General features: G+C 48.7%; 20 protein-coding genes and 1 pseudogene. 9 read left to right on the top strand and 12 right to left on the bottom strand.

Going from position 1 to position 22,966, the window contains the following annotated elements; all coding sequences use genetic code 11:
• Positions 1–20: 20 nt before the first annotated feature.
• Positions 21–941, top strand: coding sequence for an MBL fold metallo-hydrolase (locus tag AC58P7_RS16890; RefSeq protein ID WP_497344794.1), 921 nt, complete (start codon positions 21–23; stop codon positions 939–941).
• 68 nt (positions 942–1,009) lie between these two features.
• Here the strand turns inward: AC58P7_RS16890 and AC58P7_RS16885 are convergent, their stop codons facing one another.
• From AC58P7_RS16885 to AC58P7_RS16870, 4 genes are all read right to left on the bottom strand, one after another.
• Positions 1,010–1,588 (bottom strand): hypothetical protein, encoded by a 579-nt coding sequence (locus tag AC58P7_RS16885; protein ID WP_497344792.1) that lies wholly within the window; start codon positions 1,586–1,588, stop codon positions 1,010–1,012.
• A 100-nt stretch (positions 1,589–1,688) separates the two neighbouring features.
• On the bottom strand, positions 1,689–3,077 hold the full coding sequence (locus AC58P7_RS16880; protein ID WP_497344790.1) for a sensor histidine kinase: 1,389 nt from the start codon (positions 3,075–3,077) through the stop codon (positions 1,689–1,691).
• Positions 3,071–3,775: a response regulator transcription factor gene (locus AC58P7_RS16875; protein ID WP_497344788.1), complete on the bottom strand. Its 705-nt coding sequence runs from the start codon at positions 3,773–3,775 to the stop codon at positions 3,071–3,073. The genes AC58P7_RS16880 and AC58P7_RS16875 overlap by 7 nt, the downstream gene beginning before the upstream one ends.
• 161 nt (positions 3,776–3,936) lie before the next feature.
• Complete coding sequence (locus AC58P7_RS16870) at positions 3,937–5,178, bottom strand: helix-turn-helix domain-containing protein (protein ID WP_497344786.1); 1,242 nt, start codon at positions 5,176–5,178, stop codon at positions 3,937–3,939.
• 125 nt (positions 5,179–5,303) lie between these two features.
• Between AC58P7_RS16870 and AC58P7_RS16865 the strand changes: the two genes are divergently transcribed.
• Entirely contained in the window at positions 5,304–6,764 is a 1,461-nt protein-coding gene (locus AC58P7_RS16865; RefSeq protein ID WP_497344784.1) for a glycoside-pentoside-hexuronide (GPH):cation symporter, read from the top strand.
• A gap of 16 nt (positions 6,765–6,780) precedes the next feature.
• A complete protein-coding gene (locus tag AC58P7_RS16860; RefSeq protein ID WP_497344782.1) occupies positions 6,781–8,832 on the top strand; it encodes a Tat pathway signal sequence domain protein in 2,052 nt (683 codons plus the stop codon).
• A gap of 250 nt (positions 8,833–9,082) precedes the next feature.
• On the opposite strand, the gene AC58P7_RS16855 is transcribed toward AC58P7_RS16860, so the two are convergent.
• Positions 9,083–10,756, bottom strand: a complete 1,674-nt coding sequence (locus tag AC58P7_RS16855; RefSeq protein ID WP_497344780.1) for a glutamine--tRNA ligase/YqeY domain fusion protein — start codon at positions 10,754–10,756, stop codon at positions 9,083–9,085.
• Positions 10,757–10,840: 84 nt separating this feature from the next.
• Here AC58P7_RS16855 and AC58P7_RS16850 point away from each other — a divergent pair, with 84 nt between their 5' ends.
• The gene (locus AC58P7_RS16850; RefSeq protein WP_497344778.1) at positions 10,841–12,070 is read left to right on the top strand and encodes an aminopeptidase; all 1,230 of its coding nucleotides are present in this window, start codon (positions 10,841–10,843) and stop codon (positions 12,068–12,070) included.
• Between the two features lie 88 nt (positions 12,071–12,158).
• Here the strand turns inward: AC58P7_RS16850 and AC58P7_RS16845 are convergent, their stop codons facing one another.
• Together AC58P7_RS16845 and AC58P7_RS16840 are read right to left on the bottom strand one after the other, a co-directional pair.
• Positions 12,159–13,019, bottom strand: a complete 861-nt coding sequence (locus AC58P7_RS16845; protein WP_497344776.1) for a YybI family spore inner coat protein — start codon at positions 13,017–13,019, stop codon at positions 12,159–12,161.
• Between the two features lie 74 nt (positions 13,020–13,093).
• Positions 13,094–14,539, bottom strand: a complete 1,446-nt coding sequence (locus AC58P7_RS16840) for an amidase family protein (RefSeq protein ID WP_497344774.1) — start codon at positions 14,537–14,539, stop codon at positions 13,094–13,096.
• A 168-nt stretch (positions 14,540–14,707) separates the two neighbouring features.
• Here AC58P7_RS16840 and AC58P7_RS16835 point away from each other — a divergent pair, with 168 nt between their 5' ends.
• Positions 14,708–15,658, top strand: a complete 951-nt coding sequence (locus tag AC58P7_RS16835; RefSeq protein ID WP_497344772.1) for a helix-turn-helix transcriptional regulator — start codon at positions 14,708–14,710, stop codon at positions 15,656–15,658.
• Positions 15,659–15,805: 147 nt separating this feature from the next.
• Positions 15,806–16,306 carry a DinB family protein gene (locus tag AC58P7_RS16830; RefSeq protein WP_497344770.1) on the top strand — a complete coding sequence of 167 codons (501 nt, stop codon included), beginning with the start codon at positions 15,806–15,808 and terminating at the stop codon, positions 16,304–16,306.
• A gap of 317 nt (positions 16,307–16,623) precedes the next feature.
• Here AC58P7_RS16830 and rpiA read toward each other — a convergent pair whose 3' ends face one another.
• Positions 16,624–17,286 (bottom strand): ribose-5-phosphate isomerase RpiA, encoded by a 663-nt coding sequence (gene rpiA / locus AC58P7_RS16825; RefSeq protein ID WP_497344768.1) that lies wholly within the window; start codon positions 17,284–17,286, stop codon positions 16,624–16,626.
• A 49-nt stretch (positions 17,287–17,335) separates the two neighbouring features.
• Between rpiA and AC58P7_RS16820 the strand changes: the two are divergent.
• Both AC58P7_RS16820 and AC58P7_RS16815 read left to right on the top strand, forming a co-directional pair.
• Positions 17,336–17,557, top strand: a pseudogene (locus AC58P7_RS16820) (short-chain dehydrogenase); the annotation flags it as partial.
• A gap of 93 nt (positions 17,558–17,650) precedes the next feature.
• On the top strand, positions 17,651–18,385 hold the full coding sequence (locus tag AC58P7_RS16815; protein ID WP_497344766.1) for a DUF421 domain-containing protein: 735 nt from the start codon (positions 17,651–17,653) through the stop codon (positions 18,383–18,385).
• A gap of 270 nt (positions 18,386–18,655) precedes the next feature.
• Here the strand turns inward: AC58P7_RS16815 and AC58P7_RS16810 are convergent, their stop codons facing one another.
• From AC58P7_RS16810 to AC58P7_RS16800, 3 genes are all read right to left on the bottom strand, one after another.
• The gene (locus AC58P7_RS16810; protein WP_497344764.1) at positions 18,656–19,243 is read right to left on the bottom strand and encodes a TVP38/TMEM64 family protein; all 588 of its coding nucleotides are present in this window, start codon (positions 19,241–19,243) and stop codon (positions 18,656–18,658) included.
• A gap of 143 nt (positions 19,244–19,386) precedes the next feature.
• Positions 19,387–20,040 carry a glycosyltransferase gene (locus AC58P7_RS16805; protein ID WP_497344762.1) on the bottom strand — a complete coding sequence of 218 codons (654 nt, stop codon included), beginning with the start codon at positions 20,038–20,040 and terminating at the stop codon, positions 19,387–19,389.
• A 138-nt stretch (positions 20,041–20,178) separates the two neighbouring features.
• Positions 20,179–21,402 carry an MFS transporter gene (locus AC58P7_RS16800; protein ID WP_497344760.1) on the bottom strand — a complete coding sequence of 408 codons (1,224 nt, stop codon included), beginning with the start codon at positions 21,400–21,402 and terminating at the stop codon, positions 20,179–20,181.
• Between the two features lie 128 nt (positions 21,403–21,530).
• Here AC58P7_RS16800 and AC58P7_RS16795 point away from each other — a divergent pair, with 128 nt between their 5' ends.
• A complete protein-coding gene (locus AC58P7_RS16795) occupies positions 21,531–22,409 on the top strand; it encodes a LysR family transcriptional regulator (RefSeq protein WP_497344758.1) in 879 nt (292 codons plus the stop codon).
• A gap of 121 nt (positions 22,410–22,530) precedes the next feature.
• Here the strand turns inward: AC58P7_RS16795 and AC58P7_RS16790 are convergent.
• Positions 22,531–22,966, bottom strand: a 436-nt coding sequence (locus AC58P7_RS16790; RefSeq protein ID WP_497344756.1) for an IS3 family transposase, incomplete at its 5' end; no start/stop codon positions are given.

Genomic DNA, 22,966 nt, shown 5'->3' with positions numbered 1-22,966 from the left:
GTGACTGAGGAGGTCTTCCTATGTATATACAACCACAAGAAAACCTATTGCCGGATTTTCATGAGCATATCAAAGTCGTAATCCTTGGCACAGGCACACCGAGGGCCTTTTATGGAAGGGCTAAAGCAGGCGTCGCTGTACTCGCAGGGGATAAAGCCTTTCTATTCGATTGCGGAGGTGCGACCGTTGATCAACTGATTAAGGCCGGGATCATGCCGCAACGGATTTCGGATGTCTTTTTTACTCATCATCATAGCGACCATAATTCTGGGTTTTTCGATGTATTCATTACGAGCTGGCGGACACACGTGATCGCGGATCGGGTATTTGAGGGGCGGAAAGGTCCTATGAATGTGTATGGACCCACCACGACGAAAGCAATTATCGGCAAAATGAGAGCGTCTTTCGATTTCGACGTGAATCTCCGAGTGAACTATAACTTCTCTGCGGGTGAAGGGGCGGACATTCATTATTTCGAAAGCAACGACGGTGTCGTTTATGACCAAGGCGGTATTAAAATCACCGCTTTCGAAGTGGATCATCGACCTGTTTATCCAGCCATCGCCTATAAATTCGAATTCAACGGGAAGTCGGTTGTCATTTCGGGGGATACGATCCCTGTTGAGAATATGATCAAACATAGTCGCGGCGTGGATTTACTTGTACATGAATCTTACAACAAAGCATGGCTGGACGCGCTTATTGCCAAATTCCCTGAGCAGACCATTGGCCTTTCCAACCCAGCTAAGTATCATTCCACTACGCACCAAGTGGCTGAAATCGCTCGTGAAGCAGGTGTAGCCCATTTGGTTCTCACCCACCATATTCCTGCGCCTGCTGCCAATGAGGAGGCGGAGGCCGCCTATACAGAAGGCATGCGAGACATCTACTCGGGACGAATAACGATGGCTAGAGATTTAATGTCATTTGATCTTTCATAATTATTGATAAAGCTGCCATATAGACAAAAACCCCTGCGCCAAGTTCATTGTGGCACTGGGGTTTCTTGCTATGTCCTGCTATTACCATCCGTGGAGATACCTAATTTGGCTGCTCTCTTGTTCACCGCTGTCGATTTCTTTGCCTCTTTAGCGGCTTTCAAAGCTGCGCGAATTTCCTTCGCTGTTTTGCCGTCCGTCGCGATACCCGCTTCGGTCGCTTTCGCTTGCAGCTTGGTCAAAGCGGCAGCTTTCAGCGCTGCTCTCAGCTCTTTATTCGTCAACCCGTCCGCACTCACGCCGAGCTTCGTTGCCTTCGCTTGCAGCTTCACGCCAACAGCGGCTTTGATCTCCGTTTTCAATTGCTCCGCTGTTTTGCCATCTATGGAGATACCTAGCTTGGCTGCCGCCGCATTCAAATGCTCCGTGTGTTTAGCGGTGCTAGCCGTTTTCAGCTCCGCTTTAATCTCCTTACTTGTTTTCCCATCCGTCGATATGCCAAAAGCATGCGCTTTTTCTAGTAAAAGTTGCTTCACGGGATGAACTTTGCTTGTCGAAGGCGCAGTTGTATCTCCTTCGGCGAAAGCCGCAACCGGAACTGAACATACAATCGCACCTACCAACACGAGTCCTGCTAACTTCTTCAACATGTGGAATCACTCCTCGATTCGTTTAATGGGTTGTTTTCCTTCACCCTACGAATCCTATCTTATCCCATAGTTATGTCATAAGTTTGTCATGTGAGGTCATTTATGCGATGGGCAAAAAGATTTTGAAAACCGTCCCAGCCCCGAGCTGCGACTCCACGCGAATCGAGCCCCCGTGTGCCTCTACGATGTGTTTACAAATCGTCAAACCCAGCCCCGCGCCAGTGCGGTTGCGGCTTTCGTCCGCCTTGTAGAACCGGTCAAACAGATGCGGCAGCTTCTCCGGCGCAATACCTTGCCCGTGATCCCACACCTCGACCCAACGTTCCTGCCTGACCGCCTTCACTCGGATCCCCGCTTGTGAGCCCTCTGGAATGTGGTTAATCGCATTGTCCAGTAAATTGATGAATACCTGCCTTAGCCGGTCTGCGTCAGCCCTTACCGTATATGGCCCGTCCGCATCGGCACTCAGCTCAATCCCTTTGCCTTTCGCCTTCATCTTCAGCTGCGTCACGACGAGTCCGATCAGATCGGGAAGATCCACAGCTTGCATAGTCAACTTCACCTGCTTCTCTTCAAAAGAAGACAACTCCAGCAGATCATCCACCAGATGACTCAATCGAAGTGTCTCCTGGAGGGAGATATCGATGAACTCCCTCGCATCCTCCGGCTCCACGATACCATCGGTGATCCCCTGCAGGGAGGCCCGAATCGTCGTCAGCGGGGTCCGCAGCTCGTGAGAAATTTCAGAGAGGAACCGCTTGCGGCCTTCCTCGACCTTTTGCAGCTTCCCGGCCATTCGGTTTAGTGAAACGGACAACGAGGCGATCTCATCTTTTCCGCGCACAGGGACCCTGCCGCCAAAATCCCCGAGCGCCAGTGCCTCCGCCGTCTTACTCATCTGCTGTAAAGGCTTCACAAAATGCCTCGACACGAAGTACAGGAGGGCAATGGCCAGTAGGGCAACCACTAGCGCAGATGCATAAATCGCCCGGTTGATCTCCCGAATCGTGCCTTGAATGTTGACAATCGGCGTGTATAGGAAAATCGCCCCAACGACCCGGCTGTCCTGTAGGACAGGACGTCCGACGATGAGCATTTTGACATTACTATTCTGTGTAAAATTACTCCTCACCGTCACCGGATTACCCGAGAGTACCTTCTCCACCCAACCGAGTCGCGCAGGTACTTCGCCAATGGTCTGGATTTTATCCAAGGCAACCTTGGGATGCCTAATCACGGAAACACGCACATTCGATGTTTTCTCGATGGCAGTAATTTGCTTGCGGAAATCCTTCTGAGCCGTCGAATTATCGAACAAATCCTTCGCCAGCTCCTCCACTTGCTCCACCTTCTCCAGCAAGAGCTTCTCGCTCCGAGCATACGTCTTCTGTTTCATGGTGTAGCCGATCGTGCCCGAAATCGCTAGAATCGACACCACCGTAATGGAAATATACATAAATAACAGCTTGCGATAAAAGGAGTTCAGCATGCGCCAGGCCCCTCAAACTTATAACCAACGCCCCATACGGTGCGGATACTCCAGTCATCTTTACGCTCCGTTAGTACCGAAAGCTTCTGTCTTAATCGTTTGATATATAAATCAACTACACGGTCCTCGCCCTCGAAATCCCACCCCCAGATCTTGGTGATCAGATCCTCACGGGTAAATACTTGATTCGGATTCCGCACGAAAAACAGCAGCAGCTCGTACTCTTTCTTCGGAAGTGGTACTACCTGCCCTTCGACCGTTACTTCATGGCCCATGCTGTCTATGCGCAAGCTGCCGATCTCATATACGTTTGCCGCAGGCACAACTTGAGTGCGAAGCCCCGTCCGACGAAGGATCGATGTTACGCGTGCGACCAACTCGTTCGGGTCAAATGGCTTCACCAGATAGTCGTCAGCCCCCATCTGCAAGCCCTCGACTCGCTCATCCACGTGGCCCCTCGCCGTCAGCATCAGAATCGGCACATCACTCTGCGCGCGGATATTCTGACAGACCGACCAACCGTCGCGCTTCGGCAGCATAATGTCCAGCACGATGAAATCGGGCTGCACCTCCTTGAACCTCGTGAGCGCCTGCTCCCCGTCGTTCGCCGTGGCCACCTCGTAGCCGTTTTTCTCCAGATACAGCTTCGTAATTTTACATATATTCAAATCATCATCTACGACTAATACCGTTGTCACGCGCGCACACGCTCCCTTTTTTACAACTCATCCTCTTTATCATACTGGTTAATTGTGAAGGAAAAATTTATTTTTAAGCGCGTTCTCGTAGTCGCCTTCTGATCCATACACACATAAGCAGATTAGAAAACGGGAGGAGGTGAAATCAATGGTTACAAAATTCACTGTATCGTTCGACTACGGTTTCTGTATTGCTTTGGCGTTACTCCCGCGTGTTTCTTGAATACTTTAACAAAATGGGCTTGGTCATAGAAGGTGAGCCTTGCACCGATCCTTGACATCGTGTCATTGGTATGGTCGAGCAGCTTCTTTGACTCTTCGATTCGTTCCCTCTGGATGTAGTTCGTCAATGTCAATCCGGTTTCCTTTTTGAACAACTGAGATAAATAGCTAGGGTTGAGTCCAGACACAACTACGAGCTGCTGAAACGTAATTTCTTCGAACAGATGAAGGTAGATATATTCCTTACATGCTTGAATCGGTTTTGATGATCTGTTTTTGCGGCACTGGTCGACACGATCGACAAAATCCACAATGGCTCCGAATGCGGCAGCCTCTATCATCGTCAGATCGTTCAACTCTTCGATATGCTGAACATGTAATTCGCACAGCGTAGCGGCTAATTCCTCATTCAACCCTCCTTCTACGGCAGCATGACTGCTTAAAGTAATTCCGCCTATAGCGAGATTTTTCACGCTGCGAAGGTAGCTTTTTTTAGACTGCCTCCCGGCCTGGCTGTTATCATTCGTAGCTTTTGCCAGCATCTTCATCAACTCGGTTTTATTCCCATTTCGGATTAAAGCAAACATGTGATTCGTATCCTCCATTCCCTCATGGAAGATGGAATACTCTCGACGTTCCGCAAGCACAAGCTCGTTCTCCTTCTGTTGATTAGACAATCCATATTGAAAGCTGGATTGGAACACGTCCGTAATCTCCAGAACCTCCTGATTAATCATCCAGTTTGCCGACACGCAGATATGGAGTAGTCGGAGGCGGTTCATAAAAGGAAGGTTGCACCAATAATCCATCCATTTCGACCGCTCTTGGCTCGGAATTCCATAATCGTTCAAGAGTTTGGTGCACAACTGATCGCTCGGCTTTTGTCGGGTGGCTGGACCGATGACGATGACGGCCTGACGCTGGCCGTTTCTACTTACCGGCAAAACGACAAACTGCTCCATGAAATGGGTTTCATGAAGCACCGGACCATTTATACCCTTTTCTTGATTGACCACAGAACGGAAAAGCTCATATGGATCAGAAATGAAGGGATGCATTGGCATGCCGGTGATCCAGATCAATTCCTCATGTAAGTCCGCATCCGTTTTGCAAAAAACCGGAAGCTGCAGACTTTCATGAACCAATTTACATAAATAAGACAAATTAGGAAAATCACTCATTGTAACCATGCATGCAACTCGATTCCATACAATTTTTCTAAATAGCATACCATATTAAGATCTGAATGTATGTCATAATGCATATGTAAGTACTTACAAATCATGATTTGCCGGGGGGGGATATTATGGCAACTGTAGAGGCGGTGGTCCCGCAGCTAGTCGCCACTGAGCATGAACATCCAAAACTTAAATTAAGTGAAAAGCTCGCCCTAGTCAGCGGTAACGCGCCTAATACGATTCATTATCAAATCATTCAGGTCTATTTGTTATTTTTCTACACTGACATGATGAAAATAAATCCGGCTTTCATAGCGGGGTTATTTCTAGTTGTTCGTATTGTCGATGCTTTCGCTGCGCCATTCTTTGGAGCTTTGATGGATAAGTTAAAGACACCATGGGGGAAATACACACCCTGGTTCGTCATCTTAGGCGTCCCGTTTGGCATTTTCGGATGGTTAACTTTCACAGTTCCTGATCTAAGCACCACAGGAAAGTTAGTCTATGCTGTTGTCACCTATGCGGTTTATAGTATTTTCTCCTCAATCATCACGATACCAGGCAATGCAGCAGTACCGGCCGTTACCAAAAGAGTTGATGAAAGAATATCAATAGGTCAGTTAAGTTTCCTTTTTATTCTTGCAGGAGCTGTGATCGTTCAAGTAGGCACAGTACCTATATACAAAGCTTTAGGTGGAGGAAATGATGCTAGAGGCTTCTCCTTATTTATGGCAGCGGCAGCTGTCATTACAATCCTACTATCCATCTTTCAATGGATGAAAGTTAAAGAAAGATACGTAGTAGAAAATAACAAAGACGAGAAGAGACCTTCAGTCAAACAAATGGTCGCAGCTACTTTTACAAATAAAGCTGCTGTAATCGTATATGTATTTTTGTTTGCAAACGCTTTATCCGCCGGGATCCGGGCTGGTGTCCAAATCCATTTCTATAAATATTTTTTCAATAATGAAGGCTTAATGGCGATTATGGGAATCGTTGCGTTGATTCCAACGCTTATTGGCGTAGTCTTCAGTCAACCGATCATCAAGCGTTTTGGTTTAAAAACCACCGTTTTGGCCGGTGTGATCGTTAATTTGGCAACATGTCCCATCATCTTATTCATTCCAGCCAATAATACGGGTCTCATCATTCTTATTGTTATAACAGTTATCACTTGTATCATCGGTGGATTTGGCAGCCCTGCTCAAGGGGCTATGATGCCGGCTGCAATCGATTATACCGAGTGGAAGACTGGATTGAAGTTGAATGCATTTATGAGTTCCTTCAATGGATTTGTCCAAACCCTTGCAACTGCTCTTTCAGGTGCACTAGCTGCTGTTGCACTAAGCGTTATTGGCTATGTACCCGGAGTCGAGCAAAGCAGTTCAACTCTGTTTGGGTTTAGGCTAATAACCGGTGTACTTCCTGCTGTTTTCGGTGCACTTTCAATATGCGTGATATGGTTTGATCTTACAGAAGAAAAACAAGCCCTAATTGCAAGGGACCTTGAAGCTAGAAGGAAAGATGCCAATGTTGGCAATGTCAATAACGTAATCGAAGAGACAAGAAATAATAAAATCATAATTTGAAGTAGGAGGAAGATTTATGCCAATGCATGAAACCGAAAATGCGAAAACTGGAAACTCGCTCTATAATGGGTTACAAGACGCGCAGTTCCAACATCCCTATGTGGACATCGATGAGTGGCGGAATGAGCCCGAGCGCCATCGGTACATTCACGGTGGATTCCAAGGGAACGATACCAGATTTTCGTTTTACTTCCCATCCAAAGAGGTTTATGAGGGACGCTTTTTTCAGCCTGTCTACCCTGTTCAAGGCAGTGAAAACGCAGCGCAAAGCCATTGCGACGGTGTGGATAACAAAATTGGCTTTGCCATTTCCAGCGGCGCTTATTTGGTAGAAACCAATATGGGCGGAATGTCTCCTGACCCTACCCTTGTTTATCGTGCAAGCGCTGCCGTGGCACAGTATTCGCGGGTTAAAGCGGCGGAGTTATACGGCTCACACCGCCCTTACGGTTATATTTACGGCGGAAGCGGCGGTGGATTTAAAACCATAAGCTTTATGGAGAACACGACAGGCATATGGGACGGTGCGGTACCCTTTGTCATCGGAACGCCTATGGCGATCCCAAATGTCTTCACGGTCCGCGTCCACGCGATGCGAATCCTTAAGGATAAGTTTCCTGCAATCCTTGACGCGATTGAGCCCGGCGGCAGTGGAGATATGTATGACGGATTGAATGAAGAAGAAAGACAAGCACTTGAAGAAGTGACCAGAATGGGATTCCCGCCTAAGGCATGGTTTGCCTACAAAGAAATTGGTGATGGAGCGCTTACGGTACTTGCTCCCGCCGTCATGAAGATGGACCCCTCTTATTTCGAGGATTTCTGGACCGTTCCCGGATACCTTGGGTCCGATCCCGAAAGTACAGTCTCTCGGGCACGTCTTACATTCAAGAGCATAATAACGGAGGTTATTCGTCCCCAAAAGCAAGGTACTTCGGATTCTGACAAATCGGTGAATATGGGAGTCGACGAAGCTTGGAAAATGCTTACGGAGGCTGAGGGGAAAGTGCCTTCCTTCCGCTTGGATAATGTTCCTAAGGGGGATGTCTATCTAGATGGTGCATTTATACACATAACTAGTGGCGATGCCGCCGGCGAGAAAATCCCTTTAGGCGAGATGAAAGGAAACGTCGTTACGATCGGATCCGCATTTGGTTATTATCTGTCAGCTCAAAGTTTGGACAAAATTAAGCCGGGCGACGAGATCGTACTGGATAACTCGGACTATCTTGCTCTCCAAACCTATCACCGGCACCAGGTTCCGACCCGCGATTACCTCGTATGGGATCAGTTTCGGGACGACAATGGCGAGCCATTGTATCCGCAGCGTCCAATCCTGGTGGGGCCTGCCGTTGCCTTCGGTGGGGCTGGCTCGGTTCAAAGCGGCCGTTATGAAGGCAAAATGATCGTTGTGCAGACGCTGATGGACGAAAGCGCATTCCCTTGGCAAGCCGACTGGTATCGTGCCAAAGTCAAAGAATCGCTCGGAGAGAAGTTGGATGACCGGTTTAGACTTTGGTTCGTGGATCACGCTTTGCACGCCGATACGAGTTCGAATGATGTTTTAGACGGACTACATATCGTAACCTACATCCCCGCGCTTCATCAGGCGCTTCGCGATCTGAGTGCTTGGGTAGAAAGAGGGGTAACTCCTCCTGCTAGTACAAGCTACGAAGTTGTGGATGGCCAGGTTGTTGTTCCGTCCAAAGCCTTAGAACGTAGGGGCATTCAGCCTGTTATTACGCTGAAAGCAGACGGCGGCGAGCGTACAGAAGTTTCAGTGGGCGAAACAGTCTTCTTCAAGGCCGAGGTCGAAGTCCCATCAAATACAGGTAAGATCGTATCTGCACAATGGGATTTTGAAGGGGATGCTACCTATCCAATCGATGCGACCATCAGCTACGTCAACGAAGAGAGATCCCAAGCGGTTGTCGAGGCAACCTATGCGTTCACCAAACCCGGCACGTACTTTCCCGTATTGCGCGCGGGGTCAAGCAGAGAAGGTAATAGCAGTGACTTGTATACACAAGTGTTGAATATATGCCGCGTACGTGTTGTGGTCAAATAAGTATTCCTTCCGAGGAGATACTCAAATTCTAATGCATTTGGAACCAAAGAAAACGAAGCCACGCGGTTTTTTTGCGGGCTTCGTTTTCTAATTAATTGCTCGCATAAAAATGGTGAATACCTGCATTTCCAGGTTTCCTGTCCTTTTCATATAAAAAGCCCCACAAAGCCTGCACTTTCGCAGGTTTTGTGGGCTTTCGGTAAGGCACCCCCCCTAGCAACAGCTAGGGGGTAAGATCTATATCCGTTCGTTACACCACGAATGAGCTCTTCAACGAAACGATCAAGTTGAACACCAGATGATCCGGTGTTGTATACTTCGGATCCACATTGAAGTAGCCGTGGCGGAAGAACTGGAACTTATCATGCGGGTTCGCGCTCTTCATGTTGTCTTCGACGAAGCCTTGCACGATTTGCAAGGAGTTCGGGTTCAAGTTCTCGAGGAACGATGCCCCTTCTTCGCCTTCCTCATCGTCCAAGATCAGCGGCTCGTACAGGCGGAATTCCGCTGGTACGGCGCTTTTCGCATCCACCCAGTGGATGGTGCCTTTGACTTTACGGCCGGTGAAGCCGCTGCCGCTTTTCGTCTCCACATCATAGGTGCAATGCAACTCAACAACGTTGCCATCGGCATCCTTGATGAAGTCGTTGCACTTGATGAAGTAGGCGTTTTTCAAACGTACTTCGTTGCCAGGGAAGAGACGGAAATATTTGGCCGGCGGATTTTCCATGAAATCATCTTGCTCGATGTAGATCTCGCGGGAGAACGGAATTTGGCGATTGCCCATTTCCGGATTCTCGGAGTTATTCTCCGCTTCCAGCATCTCAACCCCATCCTCTGGGTAGTTGGTGATGACCACTTTGAGCGGATTCAGCACGCCCATCGTTCGCATCGCCTTCAGCTTCAAATCCTCGCGGATGAAATGATCGAGCATTTTCGCATCGACAACGCTGTAGCTGCGGGCAACACCGATTTCGCGTGCGAAATTGCGGATGGATTCCGCTGTGTAGCCTCTGCGGCGAAGACCAGAGATGGTCGGCATCCGCGGATCGTCCCAACCGTCAACGGCTTTCTCGTCGACGAGCTGTTTCAGCTTTCTTTTGCTCATCACCGTATTCGTTAAGTTCAAGCGTGCAAATTCATACTGTCTCGGCACATTCGGCATCTCGCACTCACGAATGACCCAGTCGTAGAACGGACGTTGATCTTCAAATTCCAGCGTACAAATGGAGTGCGTCACGCCTTCAATGGCGTCCTCCAACGGATGCGCATAAGCATACATCGGGTAGATACACCAAGCGTCCCCTGTGTTATGATGATGCGCATGAACAACACGGTAAATGATCGGATCGCGCAAGTTGATATTCGGTGAGGACATATCAATTTTGGCACGAAGCACCCGCTCTCCATCCTTAAATTCACCTGCACGCATACGCTCAAACAGCGCAAGATTCTCTTCTACTGTACGATCACGGTGAGGGCTGTTCGTTCCCGGTTGAGTCAGTGTTCCACGCGTTTCACGGATTTCGTCTGCCGTTTGGTCATCTACGAAAGCCAAACCTTTGCGAATCAAAATAAGCGCGCGTTGGTACATTTCCTCGAAATAATCCGATGCAAAAAACAAGCCGTCCCACTCAAAGCCGAGCCAAGCAACATCCGCTTTAATGGACTCCACGTATTCGGTATCTTCCTTAACCGGATTGGTATCATCAAATCGCAGGTTCGTTCTCCCTTTGAATTCATCCGCTAGCTCGAAATTCAAACAAATTGACTTCGCATGTCCTATATGAAGGTAACCGTTCGGCTCCGGGGGAAATCGGGTCACGATCTGACTAACTTTGCCTGATTTCAAATCTTCGTTTACAATGTTCTTAATGAAATTAGAGGGTGTACTTGCCGTTGCTACTGTACTCTTCGTTTCCATATGTGCCCAGCCTTTCTCCCACGGGTTAAAGTTTTATTTTCTATCATACACTAAATGGTACTCAAATATAAAGGAGCCAATGAGATGGAATCATTCGAGCATTACTTAGATCAATATGCAGAGCTTGCCATACGCGTCGGATTAAATGTACAAAAGGATCAAACGGTCGTCATCACGACGCCGATTGCCTGTGCTGATTTCGTTCGCAAGCTTACGAAGAAAGCTTATGAGGCCGGTGCCAAAGACGTTGTCGTAGACTGGGACGATGATGAGGTGAAGGCGCTACGCCTTAAACACGCTCCGGAGGATACCCTTCGAACGTACCCTATGTGGCGCGCGACAGGTTTGGAGGAACTGGCCAAGGAAGGCGCAGCTTTCCTGCAAATTTATGCACCCAACTCGGATCTACTCAAAGATGTTGCTCCTGAACGCGTAGCGATTTCCAGCAAAACAGCAGCTACTGCACGCGAAGGATTCCTTAAATACATGCGCAGCAACCAAGTCAATTGGCTGTTAGTTTCCTACCCAACGGCAGAATGGTCTGCCAAGGTATTCCCCAAATTGAGCGAGTCCGAGCGCATTACGAAGCTGTGGGAGCAAATTTTCAAGCTGACGCGTGTAGATAAAGCCGATCCTGTTGCGGCATGGAAAGAGCATATTGGTACATTAACCGCAAAGCAAAACCTGCTCAACAGCAAGAAGTTCAAGCAATTACACTTTCAAGCACCAGGCACGGACCTGTACATAGAGCTAGCACAGAAGCATCAATGGGTTGCCGCAGGCAGCGAATCCGAGAAGGGCATTTTCTTCGTGCCGAACATTCCGACCGAAGAAGTGTTCACGATGCCGGCCCGTAACGGAACGAACGGTACTGTTCGCAGCACCCTGCCGCTGAGCTACCAAGGCTCGTTGATCGATGGCTTCTCCCTAACCTTCAAAGATGGCCGCGTCGTCGAAGCCAACGCAGAAGTGGGTCAAGAAGTACTTAACAACATGCTGAACATGGATGAAGGCGCTCGTTATTTGGGTGAAGTGGCCCTCGTGCCTTATGACTCACCAATTTCACAGTCAGGCCTCATCTATTACAACACCCTATTTGACGAAAATGCTTCCTGTCACGTCGCGCTCGGTAATTCCTACCCATTCACGATTGAGGGCGGAACTGCGATGAGTGCCGAGGAACTCACCCAGAACGGCTATAACAAAAGCTTAATCCACGTGGACTTCATGATCGGCTCTGCGGAGATGGCGATTGACGGCATTCTAGCAGATGGTACGCGTGAGCCGCTATTCCGTAATGGGAACTGGGCTTAAGGCTACGACGAAAGCCCTCTGCACAACGTATAAAGACCGCATCTACTTGGAGTCCTCTCCGAGTAAGTGCGGTCTTTTTTCACGTCCCCTAGTCCTCGTCTTCTGGACTCGGAGCAAGCATCATGCTGGTCTTTAAGGTTTGGACGACGGCGGCCTCTTTCAGCTTCCACTTGTCTTTGTGCCATTTCCACACCGAGGTGACATAACCGAGGGTATCCGCATTCGCAATACCGGTGATTCGCTGAACACCCTTCAGCTCACAGAAGCCGTCCCGATCCACATCAACGGGCTTCAACAAACTATACGCATCGACATTAACGATGATAGGTTTCACAATCTTCCCCTGGTTGTAGATGCCAAATCGCTCATATGCGTCCTTCCGATCCGCAATATCGAGGGTGAACGATTTGCCGGTCTCCTCAATTTTCATCTTCACCTTATAGTTATTCTTAAAGGTCGCTTTAACATGCAGCGGTTCCGGCATCGGAATTGCGGTTGGCACATTATTTTTGAGCGAATAGATGTAATTCGAAGTAAAACCACCACTACCGCCGGTATCAGAGGTCACATAGATCTGAGGGAGCTTGTCGTGGATAAAATCACAAAAGTCCATTCTCGGGTTATATCCGCCCTCCAGCGGAATGACCACCTGAGCCTGTCCCTGGCCAACGACGGAGATAAATAGCTTTTCATAATAGGGACTGTTCATGTCCGATTTTAAACCAACAAGAGAAACCATTTCAAATTTGCCATCGCCGGTCACATCGATTTCACGCGTTTGGATGAGTTGGCCCTGCCCACCCTGCGGTGGTGCTAGTTGTGAAGGAGGCGGAGGCTCCGCTTGGTTAAAAGCTTCTACAGGTCCGCTTAAAACCAAGCCCCCGCTCAAGAAAACACTGATTGCTGCCGTGTGCAGCACGATTTTAAACCTTTTTCTAATCCGAAACATTCATCGCACTTCCCATCATGGAATTGAATTCGGTTTATTATTTCAAATTTTTCCATGGGGTATGCGAAGAAGGACTACAAAATTGGCGGTCGACGATGAAGCGTTGCCTGTTCATACGCATACGCAAGCTTAATCAGCATAGGCTCACTGAATGCCCCCGCCGAAAACATAACACCCATAGGACCTTTGCTTGTGTAACCGGCGGGTACGATGAGCAGCGGATAGCCTGCACGGGCAGCGAGATCGTATCCCTCATCCCTCGGAAAGAACAACGCATCTAGTTGATATGCTTGAAGAGCATGGTCAATTCCTTGTGCACGCGTGAGCTCTCTGTATCTATGGAAACTCGTCAGATATGCCTCTTCTGTCAATATTCCGCTCGTATCCTGTGACCCAATCAGCGTATCCTGCCCGTAGACAAGCGCCTTCTCCGCATGCGCTTCATTGAACGCGATAACCTCCTGTAACGAGTGTACTGGGGTCTTGGACGGATCTAGCTTTTGCAGGTAGGCGTTGAGATCTCTTTGGAACTCGTAGAATAGTACATCATAGTTCCACACGGCATCTTGGCAAGGAAGCGACACATCATCAATGACAATCGCACCCTCATCGCGCAAAACTTGAATGGCATGCTCCGCAAGCAGGCGCTCTTCCTCGTCCAAATGCCGATAATACCAGCGTGGAATCCCTATTCTAGCTTGATGAAGACCTCCGCGGTCGAGACATGGCGTATAATCTAGATGCCCCTGCCCATCACTTGCAAGACTATGTGAATCCGAATCATCTACACCTGTCATCGCTCCAAGCATTACAGCTGCGTCACTTACGGTTCGTGTCATTGGGCCCGGTGTATCCTGGGAGCTGGCCAGCGGAATAATGCCCGAACGACTTAACAACCCAACTGTCGGCTTCAAACCGACTAAGCTGTTATGACCCGCTGGATTGACGATGGATCCCGATGTTTCTGTGCCGATGGCCCCCACCGCAAAACCCGCCGCAACCGCAGCACCAGAACCCGAGCTGGAGCCACCAACCTCAAACAGACCAGGCCCATAAGGATTTGCCACCTGTCCGCCTCTTGAGCTGTAACCCGAAGGCATCGCAACGGCCATGAAATTGGCCCATTCCGTCATATTCACTTTGCCGAGCAGCACCGCACCAGCCTCACGCAGCTTAGCAGCCACATAAGCATCCTCCGTCGCCACATGCTCCGCCAAGCAAATCGAACCTGCACTAGTATGCATGCGGTCAGCCGTCTGAATATTGTCTTTGAGCAAAATAGGAATCCCATGCAGAGGGCCGCGCTTTCCACCTTCTCTACACTCCTGATCCAATGCTTCCGCAATCTCTAGCGCATCTGGATTCAGCTCCAGTACCGCATTAATCTTGCCATCATAGGTTTCTATGCGCTCCTTATAATAGGTAACCAAATCTACCGAGCTTATCTCCTGCCGTTCCATCGCAAGTTGAAGTGTTAGAATATCCGCGTCTGCTATCCAGTTATTCGATCTATGCGTCACCTTTTCGCCGCCACCCTTCCGCTATTCATGCTACACTAATTCCCTAGGCTTTCGGGTTTACCTGCTAGGCGTCAGGGTTTTCCTAAAAGCTACAAGTACCAGTTTGTCTCAAAGGGATTTCCCCTCCGAAATCGAATACTAAAGGAGAACATTACTTAGATCAATGAGGTGCTCCTTTTGAAAATAGATCGTTTACTCGCCATCACCATGCTGCTGCTCAATCGCCGCCGTATTAGCGCGAAGGAGCTCTCCGAGCGGTTTGAGGTGTCTTTGCGCACCATTTATCGGGATGTCGAAACCATCAATCAAGCTGGTATTCCCGTCGTTTCCTATGCAGGGATCAGCGGTGGTTATGAAATCATGGACCAGTACCGGCTCGACCGTCAGTTTCTATCCCTAGAAGAGCTGCAATCGATCATCGTCGGCCTCAAAGGGATCCGCGCTTCCGTCGGCGATCAAGAAATCAGCAGCTTGCTAGATAAGGTTGGCGCGTTAGTGGCTAAATCCGAGCAACCAGCTGCGGCTCAATTGGGCAACCAACTCATTCTCGACATCAATCCATGGCGCAATGGCCATCAAAATATAGATCAGCTAACAGCCCTGCGCACCGCGATTCGAGAGTCGAAGCTCGTCTCTTTTTCCTATATTTCATCGCAAAGTAAATCGTCCGCGCGAACCGTGGAACCCATGGGTATCGTGGTCAAAGGCTTCGGCTGGTATTTGTACGGATACTGCTTGCTGCGTGAGGATTTCCGGGTTTTCCGATTATCCCGTATGCATGAAGTCGACGTGCTTCCCCAAACGTTCGAACGCAAACCAGAAACGCTGGAGCAACTCGATTATCGTTGGGGCAAAAGAGACCCCGCCAGCTTAATTACGCTAGTGCTGCACGCACAGCCGAATGTCAGGGCGCAGATCGAAGACTATTTCCGTCCTGAGCATGTGACCATGCAACCCGACGGCACGCTGCTTGTTAAAGCTACGCAACCGGATGAACCCTGGCTGCACGGCATGCTGCTCAGTTATGGTCCTAGCCTGCGAATTCTAGAGCCTGCGCATATCGCAACCGCAGTCAAAGAGAAGGCCGAAAAAATAGTTGCCCTCTATTCGACTCACTGACACTATGTTGTCAGTGAAGTTTGTCTATACTGGGGATATGAAGTATGCGAAACAGACATCATTGGACTACTACATAGATGCCATGCTTACGACAAGTACTTATGACGTCAGTTTTTTTTTGGCGAAAAAACTTTTAGGAGGCCCCCCATGTTTAGAACAATTGAAGATTTTGTAAATGAATGGACAAATGAATCGAAAGCAACTCAGCGCGTGTTGGATAACCTGACAGATGCTTCGCTTTCTCAGCAGATTGCGTCTGATTTCCGTTCCCTTGGACAAATCGGTTGGCATATCGCCACAACGATACACGAAATGCTTTCGCGCACTGGGCTAACATTTGTCGCGCCTGAAGGGGGAGAACATGCTCCCGCTTCCGCCAAAACCATCGCTGACACCTACCGCTCCTCCGCTTCCGCAGTCATCGAAGCGATTCAGTCGCAATGGACTGATGCGAAGCTGTCCGAAAGCAGTGACATGTACGGCGAGCAGTGGCCTAACGGACTTACGTTGCGGATCTTCCTCTCGCACGAGATTCACCACCGTGGTGAAATGATCGTGCTGATGCGCCAAGCCGGACTGCGCGTTCCGGACATTTACGGTCCGACACGGGAAGATTGGATTGAGCGTGGGATGCAGCCGTTGGTGTAGGCATAGATGAGGGATTGACGGGTTAAACACCCAGGAAAGCGTAACGGAACGTAGATCCCTTATTTCGCGAAATACTGCCCTTTTCATTCCAAAAGGGAACGTGGTTCCGCTATTTGCCCAAAATTAGATGCAAAACCTCCATTTTTGCACAAATAGCGTCCCTACGTTCCGCATCTCAGGCATTTGCAGCTTTTTTGTCAAAATAGCGTCCTCTCGTTCCGTTGTGGAGGATAAGGACATCATAAAAAGAGTTGTCTCCTCAAGTAACCTTACTGGTGGGACAACTCTTTTTGGGCTTGATAGAAACCCTGCCATCGTCAAAGCCTCGCCACTGAACCATCCCTATAGCCCACGATCACCTGACTCGCCATCCCGATAAAAAGCCCATTCCCCACAACACCAGGAATTCCGTTGATGACTTGGTGAAGCTCAGTGGGATTGGAGATGCTCCCGAATTGGCAATCGATGATATAATTCCCGTTGTCCGTCACATACGTCTGTCCGTCGGCGACTCTGATGTTAGGCTCGCAGCCTAAGGCACGGAGCTTTTTCAGTGTAAGTTCATAACCAAATTTCACAATTTCAACAGGTAGAGGAAACGTGCCGAGTCGCGCGACCAACTTGCTTTCATCCACAACCACGATCAGCTTCTTACTCGAAAAAGCGACGATTTTCTCTCTCAGCAACGCGCCGCCTCCGCCTTTGATTAAGCTCCAGTTGGGGTCGACTTCGTCGGCACCATCGATAGTGACATCGATTTCTGAGATATCTGCAAATGAAATGAGCGGAATGCCCAGCTCTTTGGCTAGATTCTCGGAAGCCACTGAGGTGGCGACAGCCCGAATTTGCAAGCCCTTTTGCACCCTAACACCAAGCCCTTGAATCGCCCAGTAGGCCGTCGAACCGGTCCCCAGACCAACGATCATCCCATCTTGGATGTCATCTACAGCAAGCTCCGCAGCTATTTTTTTCGCTTCCATATGTGCACGCCCCTCATTTCCGTTATCGGATTTCTTATCAATTATTTTACCATATCTGCAGCGACGGTTCCGGGTTTGGAACGGATACGCCCAGTCGAAGCTGGCGAATAGCCTTTTCACCCGCGAGCTCGCGAAGCGGCCCGCAGGCACTTCAGCCACGGCCAACTCGCTGCATCCGGGAGCCGTGGGCACGAACATCGGTGTCGATCGCGACACCGGGTTCGGGAAGGCCGTACTTGCGAGATTAATAGGATCTAGAGGGCTTACTCCCCGCCCCCTCCTCCTGCAGAAACCGCGGATAGCTGAGGATATATAAGGGTACGTTATATGGAGCATTTACCTATATTTTGGAGTGTGACGACCCTTGGACTTTTTTCACAGTCAAGAATCACTAACTACCGTACAGTGGATTCTACGCGCCATCGTAGGCTACTCTTTCCTGCTTATCACCGCCAAAGCATTAGGCCAACGCTCGATCTCTCAGTTGCGTTTTCTCGATTTCGTCATTGCACTCATTCTAGGCAATATCATGGCACACCCGCTCTCTGACGAGCACTTAGCCTTAAAAGGCTCCATGGTCACCACCCTTGCGCTCGTTGTGCTATATCTCATAACCTCATGGCTGAGTCTAAAATGGAATTTCCTCAAACATCTCTTTGAACCGTCACCACTGACGCTTATTGAGCACGGACAGCTCCGTATGAGCGGCCTGCGCAAAGCCAAAATCTCAGTCGACCACCTCTTCTCTGAGCTGCGCAAGCAACAAGTTGAGGATATCAAGAAAGTTGCGCTTGCTCTGTGGGAGCCTGGCGGGATGATCTCCGTCTTCCTCGAGCCGCAGCATCAGACAGTGACCGCAAAAGATATGGCAATCCCTAGCGATCCCTTCTCCCTCGTGAAGCCGATTATCATACAGGGTGCCTATGATAAAAAGCTGCTCGCGCAGCAGGGGAAAGATCTAGCATGGCTGGAGGCTCAGATGCAAGCTGCACAAGTTGAACTCGAGCACGTCGTGCTCGCAACCATCGATGATCAAGACCATATCCGCGTGTACACGGGACTGGACACGCCCGAAAAAGAAGAACTGACGCTGCATTAGGCGTTGGTTCTTCTTTTTTAGTTGGTGCTGGGGTTGGGGGCATTCACGTTAGATGGATTACCTACAGCTATTTCCCTCATTTATTGCCATATTCCTGGCTTTCTGGAATGATTAAGCGAGATGGACGCATTTTTCAGCAAGCGTTCGTGTGGAGCGATTCGCAATAATTTTGCCTAAAATGAATAGAAATGACCCCGGCCCTAGCTAAGGCATCGCCTCCTATGAGTTGGGGCACCTCCTTTGCTGCAGGGTGGGGGTCATCATTGGCCATCACATAAACCGTTTCTCCACTTTTTTGCTAATAACTAGCGAAATACCGATGAATAAGGCCACATAAATCAACTCGAATGGATGATTCACGAACCGCTTCAGATCATACCCAATAAAGCTAACGGACATCACCATCACCGCTTTCCCCGCAGCAACCGCGACCAAGAAAGAGCGAAAACGCATCCGTACCAGCCCTGCCGCCATGTTAATCACCACGAAGGGTCCCAGAGGGAATAAACTAAGAATAAAGACGTAATTAAAAGCTTGGCGCCGCGCCCAGTTGAGGCTCTTTTGCACGCCCGGCTTCTGCGACCAGCGCACGAGGTAGGGGTGGCCTGCCACCTTTTTAACAATCGCAAACGTCACCAAGCAACCGCACACAATACCTATCCAGGAGTAAAGAAAGCCGAGCCACAGCCCATACACAGCTGCGTTCACGCTAATGATTACCAGTGTTGGGAGCGGTGGAATGAAGGATTTCATAAAAGGAAGCAGCAGCCCCGGCAGCGGACCGAAGGAACGGTACTTGTCCAAAAGCAGCATCAGATTGTCTTCAGTTAAATAGGATAAGAGCTCTTTGATATCCATATGGTGTGAAAAGCCGACAACATTCGACCTTTCCTCTCCTCTCGTTCATATGGCACGATTATAGCACGGCAGCCCTCCTCTGCGCACCGTTAGCACAAACAAGCTGACACCGGATGCATCCAGTATCAGCTTGGCTTTCGAACTTATTTGAACTTAGCGGGAAACTGCTTGATAATTCCCTCCGCTAACATATCGGCGTACATCATCATATGATCCTCACCCTTGTCGTAGGCAAGGATATCGGCTGTCCAATCCTTTTTCAGCCGTGCCGTAGCTTGATCAGTAACAAACTGCAAATGTGTGTACAGCATGTCCTGCTGTTCTTTCTGTGACCAGTTCGGGTTAGCGGCGCTTAGAAATTTGGCGATATCATCCGCATTCCGGTACCATTCTTTGTTAAATTTGGCTAGATCGGCTTGATTGCCAGCTTTGGCCGCGTCTACTACAGCTCCTGCTAATTGGATGTGTTCCCTCAAGAGTTCAGCCAACTTATTACCCGCCGCATCTCCGTAAAATGGCTTGACTGCATCTCCGATGTCCTGCTGATTCTTCAGCAGTCTAGCCAAAACATCCTTCTGATCCTCTAACCCAGCGATTGCGCTGACAATGTAGCTCCTCGTCCAGCCCACATGATCAACCCAAAGTCTCCTCATGTCCTGCTTAAGCTTTACTTTCGAAGGGCTCATACAAAGCGCAGAACCAGGCTCTTTCCCAGCTGCATGTGCGCCCATCGGCATCAAAGTGAAGGAGAGAACCATCGTTACGAGCAGTGTTACTAATAGGAACCTTCTTTTCATGAAAATCTTCTCCTCTGCAAGCAATTCTCGAACATGGTTTATTTTGAGCAAAATTCACTAATTTATGCCCTTTCCCTTCAACTGTAAGCAAAAAGACCCTCAGCTATCAGCTGTGGGTCTCCCAATCCTAGAGCTCATTTAGACTAAATTCGCATTTCGCTTCGAAAGTGACATCTTCGCGCGAGGGCGATGGTGCAGCACATAGTACAAAGCTGCGGATAGCAAAGGAACGAGCCCTGCAACGACATACATCATGCGATAATCCGCCATGGAAGCGATCAGCCCCATCACATAGGAACCTATGCCATAGCCAAGGTCAAATAATAGGAAAAACGTCCCCGTCGCACTCCCTCTGCGGTGTTCGGGGGCTAGCTTCATCGCTAGTGCCTGAAAACAAGGCAAGAGTGCCCCATAGCCTACGCCCATAATGACTCCCGCCACCAAAACCATCGTTCCAGAGTGCGCTTGACTTAACAGCAGCATCCCCACTGCAAACAAGATAATCCCGGGATAATACAGATAATGTTCGTTGTAGGAATCGAATACTTTCCCAATCAGCGGGCGGAACACCACAATCATCAGCGCAAACACGACAAAGAATGTACCCGCAACTTGAGATTGATGAATTTCCACCGTAAACGAGGACATAAAGCCCGATAACGAGCTATAGGCAAAAGCCAGAATAAACCCCACCACCGAGATGGGCACCGCCTTAAGTTCGATAAAGTCACTCCACTGCAAGCGTCGTTTCTCGTGTTTCACAGGAGCGACTAGCTGTACCCTTTCTTGCTTTTGCGTAGGCACTCGCATACCTAACGTGAATACGAGTGATAGCGCAGCAATTACACAAATGGCCAACAGCAGCACATGAATGTTCTTATCTTTCCATAAAAAGAGACCCATTGCAGGCCCAATGACCATGCCCACGCTCATAAACATGCTGAAATATCCCATTCCAGCACCTTGACGAGAATTCGGCACGAGTGATGATGCAATCGTACTCGTCGCCGTTGAAGCTATCGCATAACTCATGCCATGAATGAGGCGAATCACTAGAAACATGAACATCCCCTTCGCACCAAAGTAGCTGATGCAAGCCAATAAGAAAATGACCATTCCGATGATGGCCATTTTCTTTTTACCATATCGATCCACCCATTGCCCCGAGAAGGGCCTAATCAACACGCATCCGATGACATAAACCGTAATCGACAATCCCATCTGTTGCTGATCACCGTGCAAGCTGTCCTTTACATATAGGGGAAATGCAGTAGCAAGAATATAAAAAGTGAGAAACATGAAAAAGCTGCTCATACATACAACAACGAAATTTTTGGTCCAAATTCTCTCTCTAGTCAACATATGTGCTCCATTCTCCACAAAGGTTTTCTGTACGTTGAACTAGTATAAGAGGGAATTTCAATAAAGTATAATACATATTATATGATAGAATGATCACATCAAAGTTATAAGTAAAGTGAGGATTCATCATGGAATTCCTACAGCTTCATTATTTCCAAACTGTCGCACGCCTTGAGCACATGACCCAAGCAGCCAAAGAACTCAATGTCTCACAGCCTTCACTGAGCAACTCGATTCAGCGGCTGGAGAAGAAGCTGGGTATCCCCTTATTTGAACGTCAAGGCCGGCATGTTAAGTTAAACGCATTCGGAAAGACTTATCTTCGCCGTGTCGAACAGGCTTTTTTGGAGTTAAAGGAAGGCGAGCGCGAGATCAAGGATATGGCTGGACTCGATCATGGCGTCGTCTCCCTTTTCGTAACGCTTCCGTATGTGCTGCCGACCCTTCTCAAAGAATTCCTGACCCTCCACCCTCATGTAAGAGTCATCCAGCGTCAGTTGGCTTCTGCCTTGGAAATGAAGAATGATCTCGAGAATGCCGAAATCGATTTCTGTATCTCTTCTACGCCGGTGATCGGACCGGATATCGAATGGCTAACGCTTGTCGAAGAGGAACTGTACTTGACCGTCCCGAAGAGGCACCGTTTTGCCTCTAGAGACAGTATTCGTTTAATTGAAGCCGCAAACGAACCCTTCATATCCGTTTCCTCTCAATCGAATTTCCGGGAAATTACCGATGGCTTCTGTCGTCAGGCTGGTTTTGAACCTCTCATCGCATTCGAACTCGAAGAAGTAAGCGCCATTCAAACCTTAGTCGAAATGGGGCTAGGCATCACCTTCACACTTCCCCTATCCTTAGGGAAGAGAGCCTCCAATCCTGACATCATTCAGTTAAAAATAACGGAACCCTACTGCCATCGCACCTTCGGTATCGCCTGGAATCGCAAACATTACCTCTCTCAGGCGGCCATTCATTTCCGCGAGTTTGTGATAGCGTTTTTTAAGTGAGGTTAGGCAGAAAAGTAAAAGACCGTTTATGGCCATAGAAATGGTCATACCCCTGTCAAGTAGACAAATGAAAAAAGCTATGCTGCCAAAGCGCATCGATACTCAATCGGTGCGCGTTTTTTCAGTTTGGATTGAACCGTTGGTAGTTATAAAAGTAAATATAATCTTCCACGGCTTGATGAATGTCAGTTCCTGATTTACACTGGTTAAGATACAACTTCTCAGTCTTGAGATGCGAGAAAAAGGATTCGATGCATGCGTTATCCAGGCAGGTTGCTTTGCGAGAGTGGCTGCCTTTAACGCCGAATGCTTCTAATCGCGTGTTGTACGCCTGAGACGTATACTGGAAGCCTTGATCCGAATGGAGAACAGCTTCCGCTACGTCTCTTTTTTTTGTCCACTTTTCAATAGTATTAAGTACAAGTTCCACATCGTTTCGTTCAGACAATTGCCAAGCGACAATTTCATTGTTAAATAGATCTTGAATAACAGATAGATAATAGAACTTCGAACCATCTGAAATGTAAGTAATATCTGTAACCATTTTTTGCTGGGGT

This window comes from Paenibacillus sp. J22FR5 (genome assembly GCF_059691975.1).
Note: the sequence above shows the minus strand (reverse complement) of the source record. Positions and strands in the feature narration are given on the sequence as shown.

What these genes read in the sequence shown, in the direction of transcription:
- AC58P7_RS16810 (WP_497344764.1), bottom strand. Translation starts at nt 19,243, where the DNA reads ATGGATATCAAAGAGCTCTTATCCTATTTAACTGAAGACAATCTGATG.
- AC58P7_RS16850 (WP_497344778.1), top strand. Translation starts at nt 10,841, where the DNA reads ATGGAATCATTCGAGCATTACTTAGATCAATATGCAGAGCTTGCCATA.
- AC58P7_RS16870 (WP_497344786.1), bottom strand. Translation starts at nt 5,178, where the DNA reads ATGAGTGATTTTCCTAATTTGTCTTATTTATGTAAATTGGTTCATGAA.
- AC58P7_RS16860 (WP_497344782.1), top strand. Translation starts at nt 6,781, where the DNA reads ATGCCAATGCATGAAACCGAAAATGCGAAAACTGGAAACTCGCTCTAT.
- AC58P7_RS16885 (WP_497344792.1), bottom strand. Translation starts at nt 1,588, where the DNA reads ATGTTGAAGAAGTTAGCAGGACTCGTGTTGGTAGGTGCGATTGTATGT.
- AC58P7_RS16830 (WP_497344770.1), top strand. Translation starts at nt 15,806, where the DNA reads ATGTTTAGAACAATTGAAGATTTTGTAAATGAATGGACAAATGAATCG.
- AC58P7_RS16880 (WP_497344790.1), bottom strand. Translation starts at nt 3,077, where the DNA reads ATGCTGAACTCCTTTTATCGCAAGCTGTTATTTATGTATATTTCCATT.
- AC58P7_RS16845 (WP_497344776.1), bottom strand. Translation starts at nt 13,019, where the DNA reads ATGTTTCGGATTAGAAAAAGGTTTAAAATCGTGCTGCACACGGCAGCA.
- AC58P7_RS16890 (WP_497344794.1), top strand. Translation starts at nt 21, where the DNA reads ATGTATATACAACCACAAGAAAACCTATTGCCGGATTTTCATGAGCAT.
- rpiA (WP_497344768.1), bottom strand. Translation starts at nt 17,286, where the DNA reads ATGGAAGCGAAAAAAATAGCTGCGGAGCTTGCTGTAGATGACATCCAA.
- AC58P7_RS16800 (WP_497344760.1), bottom strand. Translation starts at nt 21,402, where the DNA reads ATGTTGACTAGAGAGAGAATTTGGACCAAAAATTTCGTTGTTGTATGT.
- AC58P7_RS16855 (WP_497344780.1), bottom strand. Translation starts at nt 10,756, where the DNA reads ATGGAAACGAAGAGTACAGTAGCAACGGCAAGTACACCCTCTAATTTC.
- AC58P7_RS16805 (WP_497344762.1), bottom strand. Translation starts at nt 20,040, where the DNA reads ATGAAAAGAAGGTTCCTATTAGTAACACTGCTCGTAACGATGGTTCTC.
- AC58P7_RS16865 (WP_497344784.1), top strand. Translation starts at nt 5,304, where the DNA reads ATGGCAACTGTAGAGGCGGTGGTCCCGCAGCTAGTCGCCACTGAGCAT.
- AC58P7_RS16795 (WP_497344758.1), top strand. Translation starts at nt 21,531, where the DNA reads ATGGAATTCCTACAGCTTCATTATTTCCAAACTGTCGCACGCCTTGAG.